11 protein-coding genes are annotated in these 19,317 nt (G+C 62.2%); 5 read left to right on the plus strand and 6 right to left on the minus strand.

The window, feature by feature from the left end; all coding sequences use genetic code 11:
- The first annotated feature begins 5 nt into the window (after positions 1-5).
- Complete coding sequence (locus NE850_RS35500) at positions 6-881, plus strand: HlyD family secretion protein (RefSeq protein WP_007181086.1); 876 nt, start codon at positions 6-8, stop codon at positions 879-881.
- 104 nt (positions 882-985) lie between these two features.
- Here the strand turns inward: NE850_RS35500 and NE850_RS39580 are convergent, their stop codons facing one another.
- Positions 986-1,450, minus strand: coding sequence for a DUF3828 domain-containing protein (locus tag NE850_RS39580; RefSeq protein ID WP_405044919.1), 465 nt, complete (start codon positions 1,448-1,450; stop codon positions 986-988).
- 333 nt (positions 1,451-1,783) lie between these two features.
- Positions 1,784-3,460, minus strand: coding sequence for a methyl-accepting chemotaxis protein (locus tag NE850_RS35510; protein ID WP_007181084.1), 1,677 nt, complete (start codon positions 3,458-3,460; stop codon positions 1,784-1,786).
- Between the two features lie 494 nt (positions 3,461-3,954).
- On the opposite strand from NE850_RS35510, the gene NE850_RS35515 reads away from it, so the two are divergent.
- Positions 3,955-5,211 (plus strand): MFS transporter, encoded by a 1,257-nt coding sequence (locus NE850_RS35515; protein ID WP_007181083.1) that lies wholly within the window; start codon positions 3,955-3,957, stop codon positions 5,209-5,211.
- Between the two features lie 271 nt (positions 5,212-5,482).
- Complete coding sequence (locus NE850_RS35520; protein ID WP_007181082.1) at positions 5,483-7,387, plus strand: propionate--CoA ligase; 1,905 nt, start codon at positions 5,483-5,485, stop codon at positions 7,385-7,387.
- 94 nt (positions 7,388-7,481) lie between these two features.
- Here the strand turns inward: NE850_RS35520 and NE850_RS35525 are convergent, their stop codons facing one another.
- The 3 genes from NE850_RS35525 to NE850_RS35535 all read right to left on the minus strand — a co-directional run bounded on the left by NE850_RS35525 (position 7,482) and on the right by NE850_RS35535 (position 14,726).
- Positions 7,482-8,300, minus strand: coding sequence for a 5'-methylthioadenosine/adenosylhomocysteine nucleosidase (locus NE850_RS35525; RefSeq protein WP_157187874.1), 819 nt, complete (start codon positions 8,298-8,300; stop codon positions 7,482-7,484).
- A gap of 92 nt (positions 8,301-8,392) precedes the next feature.
- Positions 8,393-10,744 (minus strand): UvrD-helicase domain-containing protein, encoded by a 2,352-nt coding sequence (locus NE850_RS35530; protein WP_007181080.1) that lies wholly within the window; start codon positions 10,742-10,744, stop codon positions 8,393-8,395.
- A 232-nt stretch (positions 10,745-10,976) separates the two neighbouring features.
- The gene (locus NE850_RS35535; RefSeq protein WP_310700093.1) at positions 10,977-14,726 is read right to left on the minus strand and encodes a helix-turn-helix domain-containing protein; all 3,750 of its coding nucleotides are present in this window, start codon (positions 14,724-14,726) and stop codon (positions 10,977-10,979) included.
- 343 nt (positions 14,727-15,069) lie between these two features.
- Between NE850_RS35535 and NE850_RS35540 the strand changes: the two genes are divergently transcribed.
- The gene (locus NE850_RS35540; protein ID WP_310700094.1) at positions 15,070-17,949 is read left to right on the plus strand and encodes a valine--tRNA ligase; all 2,880 of its coding nucleotides are present in this window, start codon (positions 15,070-15,072) and stop codon (positions 17,947-17,949) included.
- Between the two features lie 73 nt (positions 17,950-18,022).
- Positions 18,023-18,904, plus strand: coding sequence for a UTP--glucose-1-phosphate uridylyltransferase GalU (gene galU / locus NE850_RS35545; protein ID WP_007181077.1), 882 nt, complete (start codon positions 18,023-18,025; stop codon positions 18,902-18,904).
- 143 nt (positions 18,905-19,047) lie between these two features.
- Here galU and NE850_RS35550 read toward each other — a convergent pair whose 3' ends face one another.
- A complete protein-coding gene (locus tag NE850_RS35550) occupies positions 19,048-19,275 on the minus strand; it encodes a sulfurtransferase TusA family protein (RefSeq protein ID WP_035518532.1) in 228 nt (75 codons plus the stop codon).
- Between the last annotated feature and the right edge of the window lie 42 nt (positions 19,276-19,317).

Genomic DNA, 19,317 nt, shown 5'->3' on the forward strand with positions numbered 1-19,317 from the left:
GAAACATGACCATCCGAAATATTGTGGGCTTCGTCGCGACAGCCGTTATTTTTATCGTCGCGATTCTGATTGGACGCGTGCTGTGGGTCCATTACATGGACGAACCGTGGACCCGCGACGGTCGCGTGCGCGCCGAGATCATAAATATCGCACCGGATGTCTCGGGAGCGATTGTCGATCTGCCCGTGAAGGACAATCAGCTGGTGAAGAAAGGCGATCTGCTGATGCAGATCGACCCGTCGCACTATCAGCTTGCGGTTGAACAGGCCCAGGCTGCGGTCGCCGCGCGAAAGGCCGAGTTGCAGATGAGGCGCGATGACGCGCAACGGCGTGCGGATATGGATGCGCTGGTGGTGTCGAAAGAGAACCGTGAAAATGCCACTCACACGGCTTCGGCCGCCGAGGCTTCCTATCAGCAGGCTTTGGCTACGCTCGATGCAGCCAAGCTGAACCTCGAACGCACGCGCGTGGTGTCGCCGGTCGACGGGTATGTCACGAACCTGAGCGTGTTCCGCGGCGACTACGCGACGGTTGGTTCGGCCAAGCTGGCGATTGTCGATAGCCACTCGTTCTGGGTGTATGGGTATTTCGAAGAAACCAAGCTGCCGCACGTGCACGTCGGCGATAAGGCAGCAGTCCGGTTGATGAGCGGCGGCACGCTGCAGGGGCATGTCGAGAGTATTTCCCGAGGGATTTATGATCGGGACAATCCTGAAAGCCGTGAGCTGCTTGCTGACGTGAATCCGACTTTTAACTGGGTGCGGTTGGCGCAGCGCGTGCCTGTAAGGGTGAAGATCGATTCGGTACCCGACAATGTCGTGCTGGCGGCGGGGATTACTTGTACGGTTGTGATTACGCCTGGGAGCGCCAAGGCTAGCTGATTTTTTTGCTTGCGTGCTTTTGGGAGTGTTGCGGGGATGTCGGCTTTTTGGGCGGTCACGGTGGTTGGTTAGCGGTGGCCCTGTTTGGACAGGTTGTGGCCACCCTAGTGATAATCGAGCGTGTCGTCGACTTTGGTGATTTTCCAGCCGCGCGCCTCCTTTCGCAGGAAAACCAGGACGCTGATTCGATCTCTGGAGCCAAAGGTGACGGGCACCACGGCAACCTCGCCGAGCATGACGGGAGCGTGTGTTGCGATATGGTCGGTCCAGTCGGACGCGTCATGGTCCTGAACTTTCGTGAAATAATCGGTATCGCCCGGCAGGCGGTTGCGAAGGTAGGCGTCACGCAGCCGATCGACTGTCCCTTTTGCGACATAGGCGTAAACGCCTTTGTTCAACAGAGGATAGGTGTCGGCAGACTGTGATTTGATGTACCAGGCGTAAAACGCTTTCGTGTTTACGTCTGCCGAGATATTGTCGTCGGCTGATGCCGTCTGTTGGAAAAGGATCCGGCGGAGAGCAATAGCGCAGAGACGATCAGGGCGGTGAGTTTTTTCATATTGCCTCAGTCAGCCCGGTACATTCAAGTACATCGCGGCGCTTGATTTACTGAACGGCAAGATGGGACTCAGGTGAAGAACGTTTTTGTGCTGAACAGGCTATCAGCGGAGTCACGCGAAGATTGTCGGATAAGTTCTGGTTTTGGACCACGGGCCGTGGTTTATGCCAACGGAATAATCACGCTCCGTAAACCGTCGCCACGCAGAGGGAAATCTTTTCAGGGATGCGAATTAACCGCCGGGAGGCGCGACGATTCTCCCGCATGCCCAATGCATGCTCAATGACTGGAAGGCAGCAATCAATCAGCTCGCGATCCTCTACGAGGATCGCTTCACCCGAACTCACAACCTGAACTTCCCCACCATCACCTTCAACCCGCGCGCCTGATCGTCCAGCGACCTGGCCGCGGCTGTCGCCTGTTCCACCAACGCCGCGTTCTGCTGCGTTCCGGAATCCATCTGCGTCACCGCGAGGTTGATCTCTTCGATCCCGGCGCTTTGCTCGGACGAAGCCGCCGAAATCTCGCCCATGATGTCGGTAACACGCTTCACGGCCTTGACGACTTCATCCATAGTCTGCCCGGCGTCCTGAGCCAGAGTCGACCCGTTGCTCACCCGCTCGACCGACGTGCTGATCAAGCCTTTGATCTCCTTGGCCGCCGCCGCGCTACGCTGCGCCAGATTACGCACTTCCGCGGCGACCACGGAAAACCCGCGCCCTTCCTCGCCGGCACGGGCCGCCTCGACCGCCGCGTTCAACGCAAGAATATTGGTCTGAAACGCAATCCCCTCGATCACGCCGATGATGTCGCCGATACTGCGCGCGCTATCGTTGATCTCGTTCATGGTCGCGACCACCCGGCTCACCACCGCGCCGCCCTTCTCCGCGATCTCCGAAGCGTTATTGGCCAGCGTGCTCGCCTGCTTCGCATTGTCGGCGTTCTGACGGACGGTCGAAGTCAGCTGCTCCATGCTGCTCGCGGTGCGCTCGAGCGCCATTGCCTGCTGCTCGGTACGCTGCGACAGATCCAGGTTGCCCATCGAAATCTCGCCTGACGCGGTCGCAATCGCGTCCGCGCTCGACGCAATGTCGGCGACCGTCGTCGCGAGGCCGCTTTGCATGTCTTGCAGCGCGAACAGCATGCTCGACCTGTCCTTGCGGCCCAACGCGATCTCGACGGACAGATCGCCCGCCGCGATCCGGCTGGCAATTTCCTTCGCGTACACCGGCTCGCCGCCGAGCTGGCCGGCAAGGCGCCGCACCACCCACTCGCTGATGCCGAATGCGAGCACGATCAGGCCGAGCGTGGCCAGCGCGATCATCACGAACGACGAGTGGTAAATGAACCCCGACGCCTCGATAGTCGCCTTCGCCGCCGTCGCGCGCTGCGCGACGAGTTCGTCGACGAGTTTTTCGAGCTTGCCGGTTTCGACCAGCAGCGACACGTCCTGCGTGCCGACCTGCCAGTTCATCTGCGACAGATCGAGCGGCTGCGCTTTCACGAGCGTCACGAAGTCGCGCAGATGGCCGCTCCACGCCGTCACGGCGGCGGCGAATTTCTTCTGCTGGTCGACCGCCTTCGCGTCGGAGGTGTCGACGTACTGTTGCAGCATGCGCAGTTGCGTAGCGAGACCGCTCAGGCCCGTCTCGATGTCGGCGCCGAGATCGTCGCGTTCTTTCGCGGTGGTCGCGGTGAGCAGCATTTTCTGCGCGCGGCTCGCGCGCAGCATGTAGCCGCGCGCCTCTTCGGCCGCACGGCTGGCAACGTGCCCCTGATCGTAAATGGATTGGGCGGACGCGTTCAGACGGCTGATCTGGGTCAGCGCAAACACGCCGATCAACAGTGTACCGATCAGCAAGACGGCGAACGCGAGGCGCAGCATCGCCTTCACCGACAAACCCTTGAGCCTGACCGCCCGCGAGCGGCTGCGCTCGCCCTGCGGCGGCGTTTTGCCGGCCGCTTCTCCTTCCGGTATGAACCCGGCGCCTGTCTGGCTACCCAGCGAAACTGCTTTCATATTTCCCCGTCCCCACGTGTAGAACTGCCGGAAAGGTCGGTTCCGGCATTGCTGCCCATCTCTCCGGGTCTACGGCACAAACGTCTGCGATCTTTAGCGTCGCTCGCGAAATGCCGACCGCATGTCGCCCGGTCCTCGACGCGCCGCCTCGTAAGCTTCGCGCCCGCGACGGGTTTTATACACGGCCAAAAATCCCGGAGGCGGCATTTATCAGACGAGATATCGCCCACACGTGGTCGCGGCATGACACCACCTGGCCGCACCGCTGCGGTGCGCACGGCTCCCGGTTTCGGCGCACGACTTCTGTCCCTCCTGAGCATCGTGCGTCCGATTCGCGACAAAACTTGTCCTTACAATTCGCTCAGGCCACATTAAACTTCGACGAATAGCTGACGACGCCAGATGTCGCGTCCCAATGCCGCAACGTTCAAAATGTGCGTTTTAGCAGCGCAGGCGGCTTCAAATCACTCTCTTTCTCCTCTCTCATCTACCGTATGGAAACGAGCCTCGATAAAAGCGCCCTCGCCGGCGCGCCAGCCGGAGCCGGAACCACCGGCGCGCCGCAGCCGGCGGCCAAAGTCCAGCGCACGGTCTACTCCGTGCTCGGCGCAATCAGCTTTTCGCATCTGCTCAACGACATGATCCAGTCGTTGATCCTCGCGATCTACCCGATGCTGAAAGACAACTTCTCGTTGTCGTTCGGACAGATCGGCCTGATTACGCTGACTTACCAGATCACCGCGTCGCTGCTGCAGCCGCTCGTCGGCATTTATACGGACAAGCATCCGAAGCCATATTCGCTGCCCGTCGGCATGGGCTTCACGCTCGCCGGCCTGCTGCTGATGTCGGTCGCGCCCAATTTCGGCGTGCTGCTGGTGGCGGCGGCACTGGTGGGCTGCGGTTCGTCGGTGTTCCACCCGGAATCGTCGCGGGTGGCGCGCATGGCGTCGGGCGGCCGTCACGGCCTCGCGCAGTCGCTGTTCCAGGTGGGTGGCAACGCGGGTTCGTCGCTCGGCCCGCTGCTCGCCGCGTTGATCGTGATTCCGCACGGCCAGCGCAGCATTGCGTGGTTCTCGGTGGCGGCGCTCGTCGCGATCGTGGTGCTGACGCAGATCGGCCGCTGGTACAAGCAGCATCCGTCGGTGAAGAAGGCGCGCAGCGCGGCCGGCCATGCCACGCTCTCGCGCAATAAGGTCATGTTCGCGATGGGCGTGCTGATCCTGCTGGTGTTCTCGAAGTACTTCTATCTCGCCAGCATCAACAGCTACTTCACCTTCTATCTGATCGACAAATTCCATCTGCCGGTGCAGGCCGCGCAGGTCCATCTGTTCGTGTTCCTCGCGGCGGTGGCGGCGGGCACGGTGATCGGCGGACCGATCGGCGACCGGATCGGTCGCAAATATGTGATCTGGGTGTCGATTCTCGGCGTGGCGCCCTTCACGCTGCTGCTGCCCTACGCCAATCTGTTCTGGACCGGCGTGCTGACGGTGGTCATCGGCGTGGTGCTGGCGTCGGCCTTCTCGGCGATCCTCGTGTATGCGCAGGAGTTGATCCCCGGCAAGGTGGGTATGGTCGCGGGCCTGTTCTTCGGCTTCGCGTTCGGCATGGGCGGGATCGGCGCGGCCGTGCTCGGGCAACTGGCCGATGCCACGAGCATCACGTACGTCTACAAGGTCTGTTCGTTCCTGCCGCTAATCGGCGTGCTGACGGTGTTCCTGCCGGACGTGGAAGGCAAGCGCGCAAAGGCTTGATGGCAGTCCGACCTCGGGTCTGATGAGAAAAGGCGCTTCGGCGCCTTTTTTCTTTGTCGTTGTCCTGGCGTGAACTCAGGGACTGCGCCGTGTCGGGGACGCGGCCCATTGCCGCGCCCGACAGTACGCCGCGCCGCTCATGGTGAACCCGCGTTGTCCGCCGAGCCGCGCGTGCTCTATGCTTGTGCGGATACCCCCGTGTTCTCGCGCCGCGCCGCACGGCCGCACGACCCGACAACCGTTCACTTACGCAGCAGAAGGATCGCCGCAGATGACCAGCTATCGCGACTTCCACCGCCGTTCGATCGAGCACCCCGAGGCATTCTGGCGCGACGAAGCGCGGCGCATCCATTGGCAGACGCCGTTCGACACGGTGCTCGACCGCTCGAATCCGCCGTTCGCGCGCTGGTTCGTCGGCGGTCGCACGAATCTGTGCCATAACGCAGTGGACCGCCATCTGGCCGAGCGCGCGCAGCAGAACGCGCTGGTGTACGTATCGACGGAAACCGGTATCGAACGCCGCTACACCTACGCCGAGCTGCACGCGGAGATCAACCGGATGGCCGCGGTCATGCGCTCGCTCGGTGTGAAGCGTGGCGACGTCGTCCTGCTTTATCTGCCGATGATCCCCGAAGCCCTGTTCGCGATGCTCGCCTGCGCAAGGCTCGGCGCGATTCATTCGGTGGTGTTCGGCGGCTTCGCGGCGCCCAACCTCGCGGCCCGCATCGACGACGCGAAGCCGGTGCTGATCGTCACCGCCGACGCGGGCGCGCGCGGCGGCAAAGTGATCGACTACACGCCGCTGGTGGACGAAGCGCTCGCACGCGCGACCCACAAGACGCCGCGCGTCCTGCTGATCGACCGGCAGCTCGCGCCCGAGCGCCTCAACGCCAGCTATCTGGTCGCCTACGAACCGCTGCGCGAACAGTTCTTCGACGCCCACGTGCCGTGCGAGTGGCTCGAATCCAACGAGCCTTCCTATGTGCTGTACACGTCGGGCACGACCGGCAAGCCGAAGGGCGTGCAGCGCGACGTCGGCGGCTACGCGGTCGCACTGGCGGCCTCGATGGAACATATCTTCCAGGGCAAGCCGGGCGACGTCATGTTCACCGCGTCGGACGTGGGCTGGGTGGTCGGCCATAGCTACATCGTCTACGCGCCGCTGATCGCCGGCCTCACCACGGTGATGTACGAAGGCACGCCGATCCGTCCCGATGGCGGCATCTGGTGGCGCCTCGTCGAGCATCACAGGATCAATCTGATGTTCACTGCGCCGACCGCCTTGCGCGTGCTGAAAAAGCAGGATCCGGCGTTCCTGAAGCAAGCCGATCTGTCGAGCCTGCGCACGCTGTTCCTCGCCGGCGAACCGCTCGACGAACCGACCGCCGCATGGATCGCCGACGCGCTCGGCAAGCCGGTGATCGACAACTACTGGCAGACCGAAACCGGCTGGCCGATGCTGGCCATTCCGCGCGGCGTCGAGGCGCTGCCCACCAAGCTCGGCTCGCCGGGCGTGCCATCGGCCGGTTTCAATCTGACCTTGCGCAACGAATTGACCGGCGAGCCTTGCCCGCCCGGCGAAAAGGGCGTGCTCACGCTGGGCTATCCGCTGCCGCCGGGCTGCATGTCGACGGTATGGGGCGACGACAGGCGCTTCGTCAGCACGTACTGGTCGAGCATACCGAACCAGCAGGTCTATTCGACGTTCGACTGGGGCGTGCAGGACGAAGACGGCTACGTGACGATCCTCGGCCGCACCGACGACGTGATCAACGTCGCCGGCCACCGGCTCGGCACGCGCGAAATCGAGGAGGCGTTGTCGAGCCACGCGGGCGTCGCGGAAGTCGCGGTAGTTGGCGTAACGGACGCGTTAAAGGGTCAGGCGGCGATGGCCTTCGTGGTGCTGCGCGACGCGCAGGCCTATGCGGACGCCACCAGGCGCAGCAAACTGGAGGTGGAACTCATGGCGACGGTCGACCGCCAGCTCGGCGCGATTGCGCGGCCGGCGCGCGTGGTCGTAGTGTCGATGCTGCCGAAGACGCGCTCCGGCAAGCTGCTGCGCCGCGCGATCGCGGCGCTCGCGGAAGGCCGCGATCCGGGCGATCTGCCGACCATCGAAGATCCGGCGGCATTGCAGCAGGTGAGCGACGCGCTGGGCGACGCCGGGGACAAGTAGCGGGCACGGGCGAGGCGGATCGAAGCGCGCGCCATTGTTGCAGACACGGACCACCGGCAATAAGGCTCCGGCAATACGCGTTCGACGCCGGCCGTCAGGCCCGCGAGCTCCGCGCCTGCAGAAACCGCGTCAGGATCGCGTTCGAATACGCGCCGGCAATCTCCGTGAGAAACGACACGAAAGATGCCGGCGCGTGATCGTCCGCCGTATCCGAGATGGTCCGCACGACCGCGCACGGCACGCCGTATTCGTGACAGACCTGCGCGATCGCCGCGCCTTCCATTTCCACGGCGAGCGCGTTCGGCAGTGCATCGCGCAAAGCCCGAACGCCGGCTGCGCTGGCCACGAACTGATCGCCGCTGATGATCAAACCGCGATGCACGCGCGGCTCGCGCGTACCGAAACGCGCCGCCGAGGCCGGGCCCTCTTCCGCGACGAAACGCTCGCAGGCCGCGGCCAACTGTGCGGCCAACGCCGCATCGGCGCTGAAATGCGAGACGCCCAGCAACGGCACTTCGAAACGCGGGAACAGCGGCGACGCGTCGAGATCGTGCTGCAGCAACGCGTCGGCGACGACGATATCGCCCACCCGCACCTCCGCCCCGACGCCACCGGCCACGCCCGTAAACACGATCGCTTCCACGTCGAACGCGTGGATCAGCGCGCTGACCGTGGCCGCCGCCGCGACCTTGCCGACGCGCGCCAGCGTGACGACACACGGCGCACCGTGAACGGTGCCCAGGTGATAGTCCCGTTGACCGTGCGTGATCGTGCGCACGCCGGCCTCGGCGCGCATCGCTTCGAGCAGATCGCCGAGCTCTTGCGGCAAAGCCGCCAGAATCCCGAGCGGCCGATGCGAAACCGGCGCGCCGCCGCGGTCCGGATCGATAGCGGACATGGGCGCCGACATCATGCCTGCGTCAGCCGCTCCCGCGCCGGTCACTGGTGTGCCGGCCGCTGCTGCGCCGGGCGCGCCCGTTCCCGGCATGCCTGCCCCCGCCCCGCTCATTCCACCGCCTGCAGTTTGGCGACCGCGAGCGCCAGCCACTTCTCGCCATGCCGCTTGAATTTGACCTGTGCCTTCGCGTCGGTGCCGCCGCCTTCGAGCGCGGTGATCGTGCCTTCGCCGAACTTGGTGTGGAACACTTGCTGGCCCACGCGGAAACCCGTTTCCGCCGCGCGCTGTTCGTTCGCGAACGCAGGTAACGGCGCGGGCGTCGACGACGCGGCGCCCGTATAACCCGGCCGCGCGAACCAGTCGCGCCCATAACCCGCGTTGTCCGAACGGCCGCCCCAGCGCGCGCCCGGCTCGATCTTCGGCGTGAGCCACTTGAGCGTTTCCTGCGGCAGTTCGTCGAAGAAACGCGAACGGATGTTGTAGCGGGTCTGACCGTGCAGCATGCGGCTTTGCGCGAACGACAGATACAGGCGCTCCTTGGCCCGCGTGATCGCCACGTACATCAGGCGGCGCTCTTCTTCCAGGCCGTCCGATTCCATTGCGCTGTTCTCGTGCGGGAACAGCCCTTCTTCGAGACCGGTGATGAACACCGCCGTGAACTCGAGGCCCTTGGCGGCGTGGACCGTCATCAGTTGCACGGCTTCCTGGCCGGCTTGCGCCTGGTTGTCGCCCGCTTCGAGCGACGCATGCGACAGGAAACCGGCGAGCGGCGTCATCGTGTCCGGGTTTTGCGCCGGATCGGCGATGCCGGGGGCGTCCAGCACGACGGTGTTCGGATCGTCGGTGGCGACCGCCAGTTCGGGCGCGGCGGTCGCACCCGGACGCAGCGGAATGGAGCGGGCCGGCGTGTCCATGCCGTAGCCCTCTTCGCTGACGAACGCCGCTGCCGCGTTGACCAGTTCCTGCAAGTTCTCCAGCCGGTCCTGGCCTTCGCGTTCATTCTGATAGAACTCCGACAGACCACTCGCGCGAACCACGTATTCGACGGTTTCCGGCAGGCTCATCTGCTGCGTTTCCGCGCGCATCTTGCCGATCAGGTTTGCGAAGCCCGCGAGACTCGAACCCGCCTTGCCCGCCACGTACGGAATCGCCGCGGCCATCGAGCAGTTGTACAGACGCGCCGCGTCCGCGAGTTGCTCGATAGAGCGCGCGCCGATACCACGGGTCGGGAAATTGACGACGCGCGCGAACGCGGTGTCGTCGTTCGGATTGTCGATCAGGCGCAGATAGGCAAGCGCGTGCTTGACTTCCTGGCGCTCGAAAAAGCGCAAGCCGCCGTACACGCGGTACGCGATACCCGCGTTGACCAGCGTGTGTTCGATCGTGCGTGACTGGGCGTTGCTGCGGTACAGGATCGCGATTTCGCTGCGCGACGTGCCGGTGCTGATCAGCGCCTTGATTTCCTCGACGATCCAGCCGGCTTCCTGCGAATCGGTTGCGGATTCATACACGCGCACCGGTTCGCCGTGACCCGCGTCGGTACGCAGATTCTTGCCCAGACGCCGCGAGTTGTTGGCGATCAGCTGATTGGCCGCGTCGAGAATATGGCCGTGCGAGCGGTAGTTCTGCTCGAGCTTGATCAGGTGGCGAACGTTGAACTCATGTTCGAAGTCGCGCATGTTGCCGACGTTCGCGCCCCGGAACGCGTAGATCGACTGGTCGTCGTCGCCGACCGCGAAGATCGAATTGGTCTGGCCCGCCAGCATTTTGAGCCACGCATACTGCAGCTTGTTGGTGTCCTGGAACTCGTCCACCAGAATGTGCCGGAAACGCGCCTGATAGTGCGCGCGCAGCGGCGGATTGTGCGCGAGCAACTCGTAGCAGCGCAGCAGCAGTTCCGGAAAGTCGACCACGCCTTCGCGCTGGCATTGCTGGTCGTAGGCTTCGTAGAGTTCGACGAACTTGCGGTTGAAGTTGTCCGTGGCGTCGACGTCTTTGGGCCGCAGGCCTTGTTCCTTCGCGTTGTTGATGAAGTACTGGAGGTTTTTCGCCGGGTACTTTTCGTCGTCGATGTTAAGGCCCTTCATCAGACGCTTGATCGCGGACAGTTGGTCCGCCGTGTCGAGAATCTGGAAGGTGGCCGGCAAACCCGCGTCACGATGATGCGCGCGCAACATGCGGTTACACAGACCGTGGAAGGTGCCGATCCACATGCCGCGGGTGTCGATCGGCAGAAGCGCCGACAGGCGCGACATCATTTCGCGGGCGGCCTTGTTGGTGAAGGTCACCGCCAGAATCGTGGCGGGCGACGCCAGGCCGTGCTGGATGAGCCACGCGATGCGCGTGATCAGAACGCGGGTCTTGCCGCTGCCCGCGCCGGCGAGAATGAGCGCGGGCTCGTTGGGAAGCGTGACGGCGGCGTGTTGTTCGGGGTTGAGATTGGCTAGCAGGTCGGGCATTTGTCTGGAGGGGCGGCGGATCGTTCGTCATTATATGCCCCTGGGAGGAATGGCTTTTTTGTCTTCACGGCGCTTTTGTCTGTGCGTGTTCGGGTGTGTCAGCGCGCTTCCCAACCTGGCGGTGTGCTGGCGTTGCGCCTATGAGGGAAAGCGCCCTCGCCTGCGAGGCGTCGCTGCGCTGAGGAAGCACCCCGACATACAACAGGCCCTTCCTCATTGGATGCCCGGGTGCTCAGGGATTCGAGCTCAGGACTCTTTTTATGTCTTCCTCCGACGCACCAAACAATTGGCCAATGAATGACGGGCTCAATCCGCTCGTCCGTGCAAGATTTCGAATTTCAGCTTTATCGGCTTCGCTGAACACCATCGTTCCCTGAGGAGGCCGTTCTGCTGGCGGGGCGTCAACAACATCGTCCTGTGGCGCCACAAGGGGAAGATCCTCTTCATACAAGCGTTCAATGGCCGCGTGAGGCTGCTTGAGCTGGGTCGCGACGTCCTTGAGGCTATCGCCTTCATTCATTGCACGAATCGCCTCGATTTCCTGCTCTGGCGAAAGCGGTGGAATCCATTCGTAGTGATCGACCATCTCCGGCGACAGGGCCGAAGACGTGCCGGGTTTCGGCGACATTGGGCGCGATATGAAGCCGCTCGCATACTCCTGTTCGACGAGCGCGACCGTACTCTCGGGCAGATTGGTGCCCCGGGCGAGATCGCCGGTCGTAAAGCCGTAATCCCGGGTGCCGAGCGCGCGCGCAATATCGTCAAGTTGCTCCGGCGTCACGGAGTCCATGGTTTGCGTACGGAATTCGTTAGCAAGACTACGGGCTTTCCACGGAGAGATGCCGAGTTTCGTGGCAACCTCCTCCCGGGTATAGCCCTTTTCGAACATGGCCATTGCCGCATCCCGATCTTTCGGTGTGAAATGGATGTCATGCGTGCCCTCGGGCACGCCCTGCTTCAGACGCCTGACATAGCCCGGAGGCATGTCGAGCGAATCAGCAACCGCTTCGGGCGATTTTTCCTGCGCCAGAAGCTCGGTTGCCAACGAATCCCTGGCCATTCGGTGCTGATTGGCAATTCCCCGCACGGTTTCCAGCGGGAGTTCCAGCTCCCCGGCAACTTCTTTGGGAGTTTTGCCGTCGTCCAGTTGCTGAATGGCCGCGGTCCGCTTTTCCGGCGTCGTGTCCCACCACGACTTTTTGTAAGTGTTGGCGTTGTAGTTCGCCAAAATATCCCTGACTTTTTTCTGCGAAAGCTTGACTGCATCAGCAACTTCGCGAGTGGATTTCCCCTGGTTTTTCAGTGCAAATACCTGATCTATCTGCCCGGGCGTAACACTCCCCGGCATGCGAGCAGCGATCCCATTCTGCTTGGCGATCTTCCCTACCGTGGTTCTAGACACACCCATCAGCTCGCCTATTTTCCGTTGTGACATTCCCTCGTTGAGCAGTTTGATGATTTCCTGGCGGTCTCCCGGTGAGATTTTCAAAGCGCGCAAAGAGGCCGCAACCTTTAAGGGAATATTTTGCTGACGGGCAATATTGCTTACCGAAGATTGCGCTATTCTCAATTTTTGCGCTATTTCTTTATGTGTCAACTCGCCTTGCTCCAGCAACTGGATAGCTGTCCGTCGAATTTCCGGCTTTAACCCCGCAGGTGATTTGACACCATTGGCGCGGGCAATTTTTTTCACGGCAAACGGAGATACTCCCAGTTGCGCGGCGATCTCCTTTTGCGTCAGCTGACCGTTTGTCAACAGCTTGAGAATGTCTCGTCTGGTTACATCTGAGAGGGGTCGTCTACTTAAGGAAGCGGGGGCAGAAAGGGGGATATTTTCTTCTCTGGCAATTTTGCTTACTGACCTAGGGTCTATTCCCACCTCCTTGGCTATTTGATTCATCGGCATCTCCCCTTCCCTCAATAGTCTGATGACTTCCTGCCGGATTTCACCGCTAATTTTGGGGGGCATTCCACCCCTCAGCCCCACCTCCCCATCAAGCTCCCATTGGCGCGACGTCTCATTCAGGCGGACAGGATATTGCGGCTTCAGATCCGCTCCCTTGTTAAACACCCGCCAGCCGTTTGTGTCCCGGTCAAAGCGGACGTGATAAGCCTTTCCGCCCAGTTCGATATACCGGTCACCGTGGGCATCCACCAGAATGCCTTCGGTCGGCCCCGCACGGAGATCCTTCACCGCAACGTCGGGATCGGCATAGCTCACCAGTGACCCATAGGGGTTGTCTCCCACGCTCTGGTGCGCCAGCAGGCTGGTCGGATCCACCGCCGGTCCAGCCTCGGCAAGCGTCTTCTCCTGCAGCGCCTTTTCCGCGGCCAATGCCTCGCGGCTCAAGGTCTGTTCTGCCCGTAGCCCATCGACGATGCCTCGACCCGCCGCCTGAACCAGGTCTTTGCCCGCAGTGCCCCCGCCTTCCCCGGCCATGCTGGCCGCCTCGGCCTCCCGCGCTGCCGCAGAAACCGCTTTACCCGCAAGGCTGACTTCCCTCGCAACACTCGAGCCCTCTCCACCCAGCATGCCCAGCAGCGCCGAACCATAATCGAGCCCCATGCGGACGTTGTCCGGCAGGGTCGAGGGCAATAGATCAGCCAGCGGGGCCAGAGGCGTCAGACCGAGCAGCACCCGGGCTATGCCTTCCAGCACCTGGCCGGCCAGCTTCTCCGCCCGCGCCGCAGGCGTGATGGAATAGTCCTTGTAACTGGCGTCCTTGAGGACGGCGTTGTACCGGTCGCTCAGATCGCGCACGTAGTCGGCGCCCACCGGCGGCAGGTTTCCGAGAATGTCCGTATATCGTTTGGCCGCGCCCACTGATTGCGCATTCAGTGGGCCGCTCACCTGATCATGCCAGGCGTCCAGTTTGTCCCGCAGTTCCGGCGAGTCGTGCATGCGTTGCATAAAGGCCAGAACCACCTTGTCTTTCAACTCGTCCTGCCCGGGGTTGATCTGAAACAGTTGACGGCCTACCAGTTCGTAGCGTTTTGCGGGATCGGTCTGCGCCTGGGCTTCCTGCACGATGCGGTCCACTTCGCCGTTGGCCTCCTTCCACTGCGCCCGTTCTACCTGCTGGCGTTTGCCGACTTCGACGGAAATGCGTTCCTGCAGTTTTCTTTTGAGGTCGCTGGCTTCGGCGAATATGTCCTCCCGTTCGTCCGCATCCGTTGCCCCGAGAAACTCTTCGCGCAGTTTTTCCAGCCTGCCCACCCGTTCCCGGTCTTCCCTGTTCAGATAGGCCTCCCCCATCGGCGGGTTGAACTGGCCCAGCACCCGGTCCACAGGATCGTTGCGAACCCGGTTGCTTTCTTCAAGAACGGCGTTCTCCAGACCGGTCAGTTTCTCATCGATCGCGTAGCGTTTGTCGTTATCGGTTTCAAGCTGGTAGGCCGTGCCCAAAGTCGCAAGCACACCGCCGTAAAATTGACGTTCGCTATCGGGCAGTTCAGCCAGCATGCCTTGCAGGCGCGTTTGTCTTTCCTGGAACCGGATCACCTCAGGAGGATAGCCGGTCATTTCCTGCTGGATGCCCGCTTCGATCTTTTGTGCAATTTGCGAGTTAGCGTCGCTGCTGCGGTGAACCTCGCCATCTACCGTGTCGTACTTGCCGAGGAGCCCCTTGAACTCCCCCAGGCTTGCATTGGGCAGCGTGCCGGTGGCTTGCGTGGTCCGCTGCGGGTTGGCGGCCGCAGCGGAGCGCGCGCCGTTCGATCCCTGGAGATCCTTTCCCGTCACGGCACCGGCGCGAGCGGATACGGTCTGGCGCGCGGATAAAACGGCTGATGTGGAAGGCGTTACCGGACGCGCGGGTACATCGCTCTTCTTCTTCGAGGTTGCCTGTGGAGCTATCGGCGGTGCGAGAACCGGTTTCGGCAACGCACTGTCTGCCGGTCCTAGCTTTCCAGTATCGCTGTTCGACCTGTAAACCTCCTCCCGGACGGAAGAAGTCGCACCGCTGGCCGGGGATATCGTCATTTTTCCAGACTCCGTGTGAGGGAAAGAACGGCAGCAAACAGGCGCACAGGCACGGTGCTGTCGGACCCATTCCAGCACGGCCGAACTCCAGAAATGTGATACCTGTGTATGGGCCGGACGTCGGCCTTCACGGGCAGCCTCGGCTTGCGCGAAAAAAGCCGCATGTCATGCCGCGAACACCCGTTCGTGACAGACCCGACAGGCCAGGCGGCGCCAACACGACACAGAAATGGCCGAAGCCGCCGACGCACACGTCACAACCCTCTCAACCAGCAAAAATCCCCCGCCGCGGAGCGCCGCTTATAATCGAGCATTCTTTGCATTCACCAGCCGAATCGACACAATGAGCGAGACCCCGAGCGACACCACCTCCACGCTTGCCAAAAGCTTCGAGCCCCAGACCATCGAAGCCCATTGGGGCCCCGAATGGGAAAAGCGCGCGTACGCGACGCCCGTCATCCAGGAAAACCGGAAAGATTTCTCGATCCAACTGCCGCCGCCGAACGTCACGGGCACCCTCCACATGGGCCACGCGTTCAACCAGACGATCATGGACGGCCTCACCCGCTACCACCGCATGCTCGGCGAAAACACCCTGTGGGTGCCGGGCACGGACCACGCCGGTATCGCCACGCAGATCGTCGTCGAGCGGCAACTGGACGCGCAAGGCGTCTCGCGCCACGACCTCGGCCGTGAAAAGTTCGTCGAACACGTGTGGGAATGGAAGCAGCAGTCCGGCTCGACCATCACGAACCAGGTGCGGCGTCTGGGAGCCTCGATCGACTGGTCGCGCGAATACTTCACGATGGACGACAAGATGTCGGCCGCCGTGCGCGACGTGTTCGTCCGTCTATATGAGCAAGGCCTGATCTATCGCGGCAAGCGCCTCGTGAACTGGGATCCTGTGCTGCTCACCGCGGTCTCCGACCTCGAAGTGGTCAGCGAGGAAGAAAACGGCTCGCTGTGGCACATCCAGTACCCGCTCACGGACGGTTCGGGCCATCTGACGGTCGCCACCACGCGTCCGGAAACCATGCTCGGCGATACCGCCGTGATGGTCCACCCGGAAGACGAGCGCTACGCGCATCTGATCGGCAAGACGATCACGCTGCCGCTGTCGGGTCGCGAAGTACCGATCATCGCGGATGATTACGTCGACCGCGAATTCGGCACGGGCGTCGTCAAGGTCACGCCCGCGCACGATTTCAACGACTACCAGGTCGGCCTGCGCCACAAGCTGCCGCAAATCGAAATCCTCACGCTCGACGCGAAGATCAACGACAACGCGCCGGAGAAATACCGCGGCCTCGACCGCTTCGAAGCGCGCAAGCAGGTGGTGGCCGACCTCGAAGCGCTCGGCGTGCTGGAATCGGTCAAGCCGCACAAGCTGATGGTGCCGCGCGGCGACCGCACGGGCGTCGTGATCGAGCCGATGCTGACGGACCAATGGTTCGTCGCCATGAGCAAGCCGGCGCCGGAAGGCACCTTCAATCCGGGCAAATCGATCGCGGAAACGGCGCTCGACGTGGTGCGCAGCGGCGAAATCAGGTTCGTGCCGGAAAACTGGACCACCACTTACTATCAATGGCTCGAGAACATTCAGGACTGGTGCATCTCGCGCCAGCTCTGGTGGGGTCATCAGATCCCGGCGTGGTACGGCGAAAACGGCGAAATTTTCGTGGCGAAAACCGAAGAAGACGCACGCGCCAAAGCCACGGCAGCCGGCTACACGGGCGCCCTCAAGCGCGACGAAGACGTGCTCGACACGTGGTTCTCGTCCGCTCTGGTGCCGTTCTCGTCGCTCGGCTGGCCGAATGAGACGCAGGAACTCAAGCACTTCCTGCCTTCTTCGGTGCTGGTCACCGGCTTCGACATCATTTTCTTCTGGGTCGCGCGCATGGTCATGATGACCACGCACTTCACCGGCAAGGTGCCGTTCGACACGGTGTACGTGCACGGTCTCGTGCGCGACGCCGAAGGCCAGAAGATGTCGAAGAGCAAGGGCAATACGCTCGACCCGATCGATATCGTCGACGGCATCGACCTCGACTCGCTCGTCGCCAAGCGCACTACCGGCCTGATGAACCCGAAGCAGGCCGCGTCGATCGAAAAGAAAACCCGTAAGGAATTCCCCGACGGCATCCCGGCGTTCGGCACCGACGCACTGCGCTTCACGATGGCCTCGATGGCCACGCTCGGGCGCAACGTCAATTTCGATCTCGCGCGCTGCGAAGGCTACCGCAACTTCTGCAACAAGCTGTGGAATGCCACCCGTTTCGTGCTGATGAACTGCGAAGGCCACGATTGCGGCTTCGGCAAGCCGGAACAATGCGGCGAATGCGGTCCTGACGGACACCTGAACTTCTCGTCAGCGGACCGCTGGATCGTCTCGCGTCTGCAACGGGTGGAAGCGGAAATCGCCAAGGGTTTCACCGACTATCGTTTTGACAATGTGGCCAACGCCCTATACAAGTTCGTATGGGACGAATACTGTGACTGGTATCTCGAACTCGCCAAGGTTCAGATCCAGACGGGTCAGCCGAACCAGCAGCGCGCCACGCGCCGCACACTGCTGCGCGTGCTCGAGACGGTGCTGCGCCTCGCGCATCCGGTGATTCCGTTCATCACCGAAGCGCTGTGGCAGAAAGTAGCGCCGTTGGCTGGGCGTTATCCCGAAGGCAAGGCCGAGGGTGAAGCGTCCATCATGGTGCAGCCTTACCCCGTTGCCGAACCGTCGAAGATCGATGAAGACGCTGAGCAATGGGCGGCCGACCTGAAGGCTGTGATCGATGCGTGCCGGAATCTGCGCGGCGAAATGAATCTGTCGCCGGCGGTCAAGGTGCCGTTGCTCGCTACCGGCAACGCGGAGCGTCTGCGCACCTTTGCTCCGTACGCACAGGCATTGGCACGTTTGTCCGAAGTGCAGATCATTGCCGACGAGGCAACACTGGATGCGCAAGCAGATGGCGCGCCAATTGCTATCGTAGGGAATGACAAGCTCGTGCTGAAGGTGGAAATCGACGTGGCAGTCGAGCGCGAGCGGTTGTCGAAGGAGATTGCGCGGTTGAGCACGGAAATCATCAAGTGCAACGGCAAATTGCAGAATGAAAGTTTCGTTGCAAAGGCGCCGCCGGCAGTCGTTGAGCAGGAGCAGAAAAGACTGGCAGAGTTCGAAGCCACGGTGGGCAAGCTGAAAGCCCAATTGGCCCGCTTGCCGGTCTGATCGACGCTCCATGCCCGCCCCCTAAGAGGCGGGCAAGGACCGATAGCTAATCCAGAGGATTCAGGGTAATCACATGCTAAAAGTTACAAAGGCGGTTTTTCCGGTAGCAGGTCTTGGCACCCGGTTCCTCCCTGCCACGAAGGCAAGCCCGAAAGAGATGCTTCCGATCGTCGACAAGCCGCTGATCCAGTACGCGGTCGAAGAGGCGATGGCGGCCGGCATCACCGAAATGATCTTCGTCACGGGCCGCAGCAAGCGCGCGATCGAGGACCACTTCGATAAATCCTACGAAATCGAGGCTGAGCTGCTGGCACGCGGCAAGGACAAGCTGCTGGAACTCGTGCGCAGCATCAAGCCGAGCCATGTGGATTGCTTCTACGTGCGTCAGCCGGAAGCGTTGGGCCTCGGCCACGCGGTGCTGTGCGCCGAAAAGCTGGTGGGCGACAACCCGTTTGCCGTGATTCTCGCGGACGACCTGCTGTACGGCACGCCGCCTGTCATGGCGCAGATGATCGAGGTGTTCGATCACTATCACAGCTCGGTGATCGGCGTCGAAGAGATCCCGGCGCAGGAAACCAAGTCGTACGGTATCGTCGACGGCAAGGAATGGGAAGATTCGATCATCAAGATGTCGGGCATCGTCGAAAAGCCTGAGCCGAACGTGGCGCCCTCGAATCTCGGCGTGGTGGGCCGCTATGTGCTCAAGCCGCGCATCTTCGAACATCTGCGTGCGCTGAAGCCGGGCGCAGGGGGCGAATTGCAGCTGACGGACGCAATTCAATCGCTGCTCGCCGACGAACAGGTGCTCGCGTACAAGTATCACGGCACGCGTTTCGACTGCGGCAGCAAGCTGGGTTATCTGAAGGCGACGGTTGAATTCGCGCTGCGTCACCCGGAAGTGGCTGCGGATTTCGAAGAATATCTGCGCACGCGTTCGCCGGTGCTGGAAGGCTGAACGGTTTTTTTACGCCCGCCTCCCGATAGCGTCGAACTGAAGTAGAAAGGCGCTGTGCCCTGCTTTCGCGGGCACAGCGCCTTTTTTTTGGCCGCTCAAGGACGCGCGATTGCACGACTGGAATGCGCGCCGGCGCACCGGATTCAGCGGCGTTTCATCAGGAACGTGAAAACCTTGTCCTGTGCCGAGGCTTCGACGATTTCATTGCCGGTCTGCTTAGCGAACGCGGCGAAATCGCGCTGCGAACCGGGATCGGTGGCCAGCACCTTGAGAATCTGACCGCTTTCCATGTCGGCGAGCGCCTTCTTGGCGCGCAAAATAGGCAGCGGGCACATCAGCCCGCGCGCATCGACTTCCTTGTGAATCTGAATTTGCATCGACGATGACCTTCGGGGACGGGGGCGTCGTGCGCG

It is taken from the genome of Paraburkholderia sp. USG1 (assembly GCF_031570135.1).
Lineage (GTDB): Bacteria > Pseudomonadota > Gammaproteobacteria > Burkholderiales > Burkholderiaceae > Paraburkholderia > Paraburkholderia dioscoreae.

Bases quoted from the DNA above. Each gene is read 5' to 3' on its own strand.
- NE850_RS35510 (WP_007181084.1), bottom strand. From the start codon at position 3,460: ATGAAAGCAGTTTCGCTGGGTAGCCAGACAGGCGCCGGGTTCATACCG.
- NE850_RS35530 (WP_007181080.1), bottom strand. From the start codon at position 10,744: ATGCCCGACCTGCTAGCCAATCTCAACCCCGAACAACACGCCGCCGTC.
- NE850_RS35500 (WP_007181086.1), top strand. From the start codon at position 6: ATGACCATCCGAAATATTGTGGGCTTCGTCGCGACAGCCGTTATTTTT.
- NE850_RS35520 (WP_007181082.1), top strand. From the start codon at position 5,483: ATGACCAGCTATCGCGACTTCCACCGCCGTTCGATCGAGCACCCCGAG.
- NE850_RS35535 (WP_310700093.1), bottom strand. From the start codon at position 14,726: ATGACGATATCCCCGGCCAGCGGTGCGACTTCTTCCGTCCGGGAGGAG.
- NE850_RS35515 (WP_007181083.1), top strand. From the start codon at position 3,955: ATGGAAACGAGCCTCGATAAAAGCGCCCTCGCCGGCGCGCCAGCCGGA.
- NE850_RS35540 (WP_310700094.1), top strand. From the start codon at position 15,070: ATGAGCGAGACCCCGAGCGACACCACCTCCACGCTTGCCAAAAGCTTC.
- galU (WP_007181077.1), top strand. From the start codon at position 18,023: ATGCTAAAAGTTACAAAGGCGGTTTTTCCGGTAGCAGGTCTTGGCACC.
- NE850_RS35525 (WP_157187874.1), bottom strand. From the start codon at position 8,300: ATGATGTCGGCGCCCATGTCCGCTATCGATCCGGACCGCGGCGGCGCG.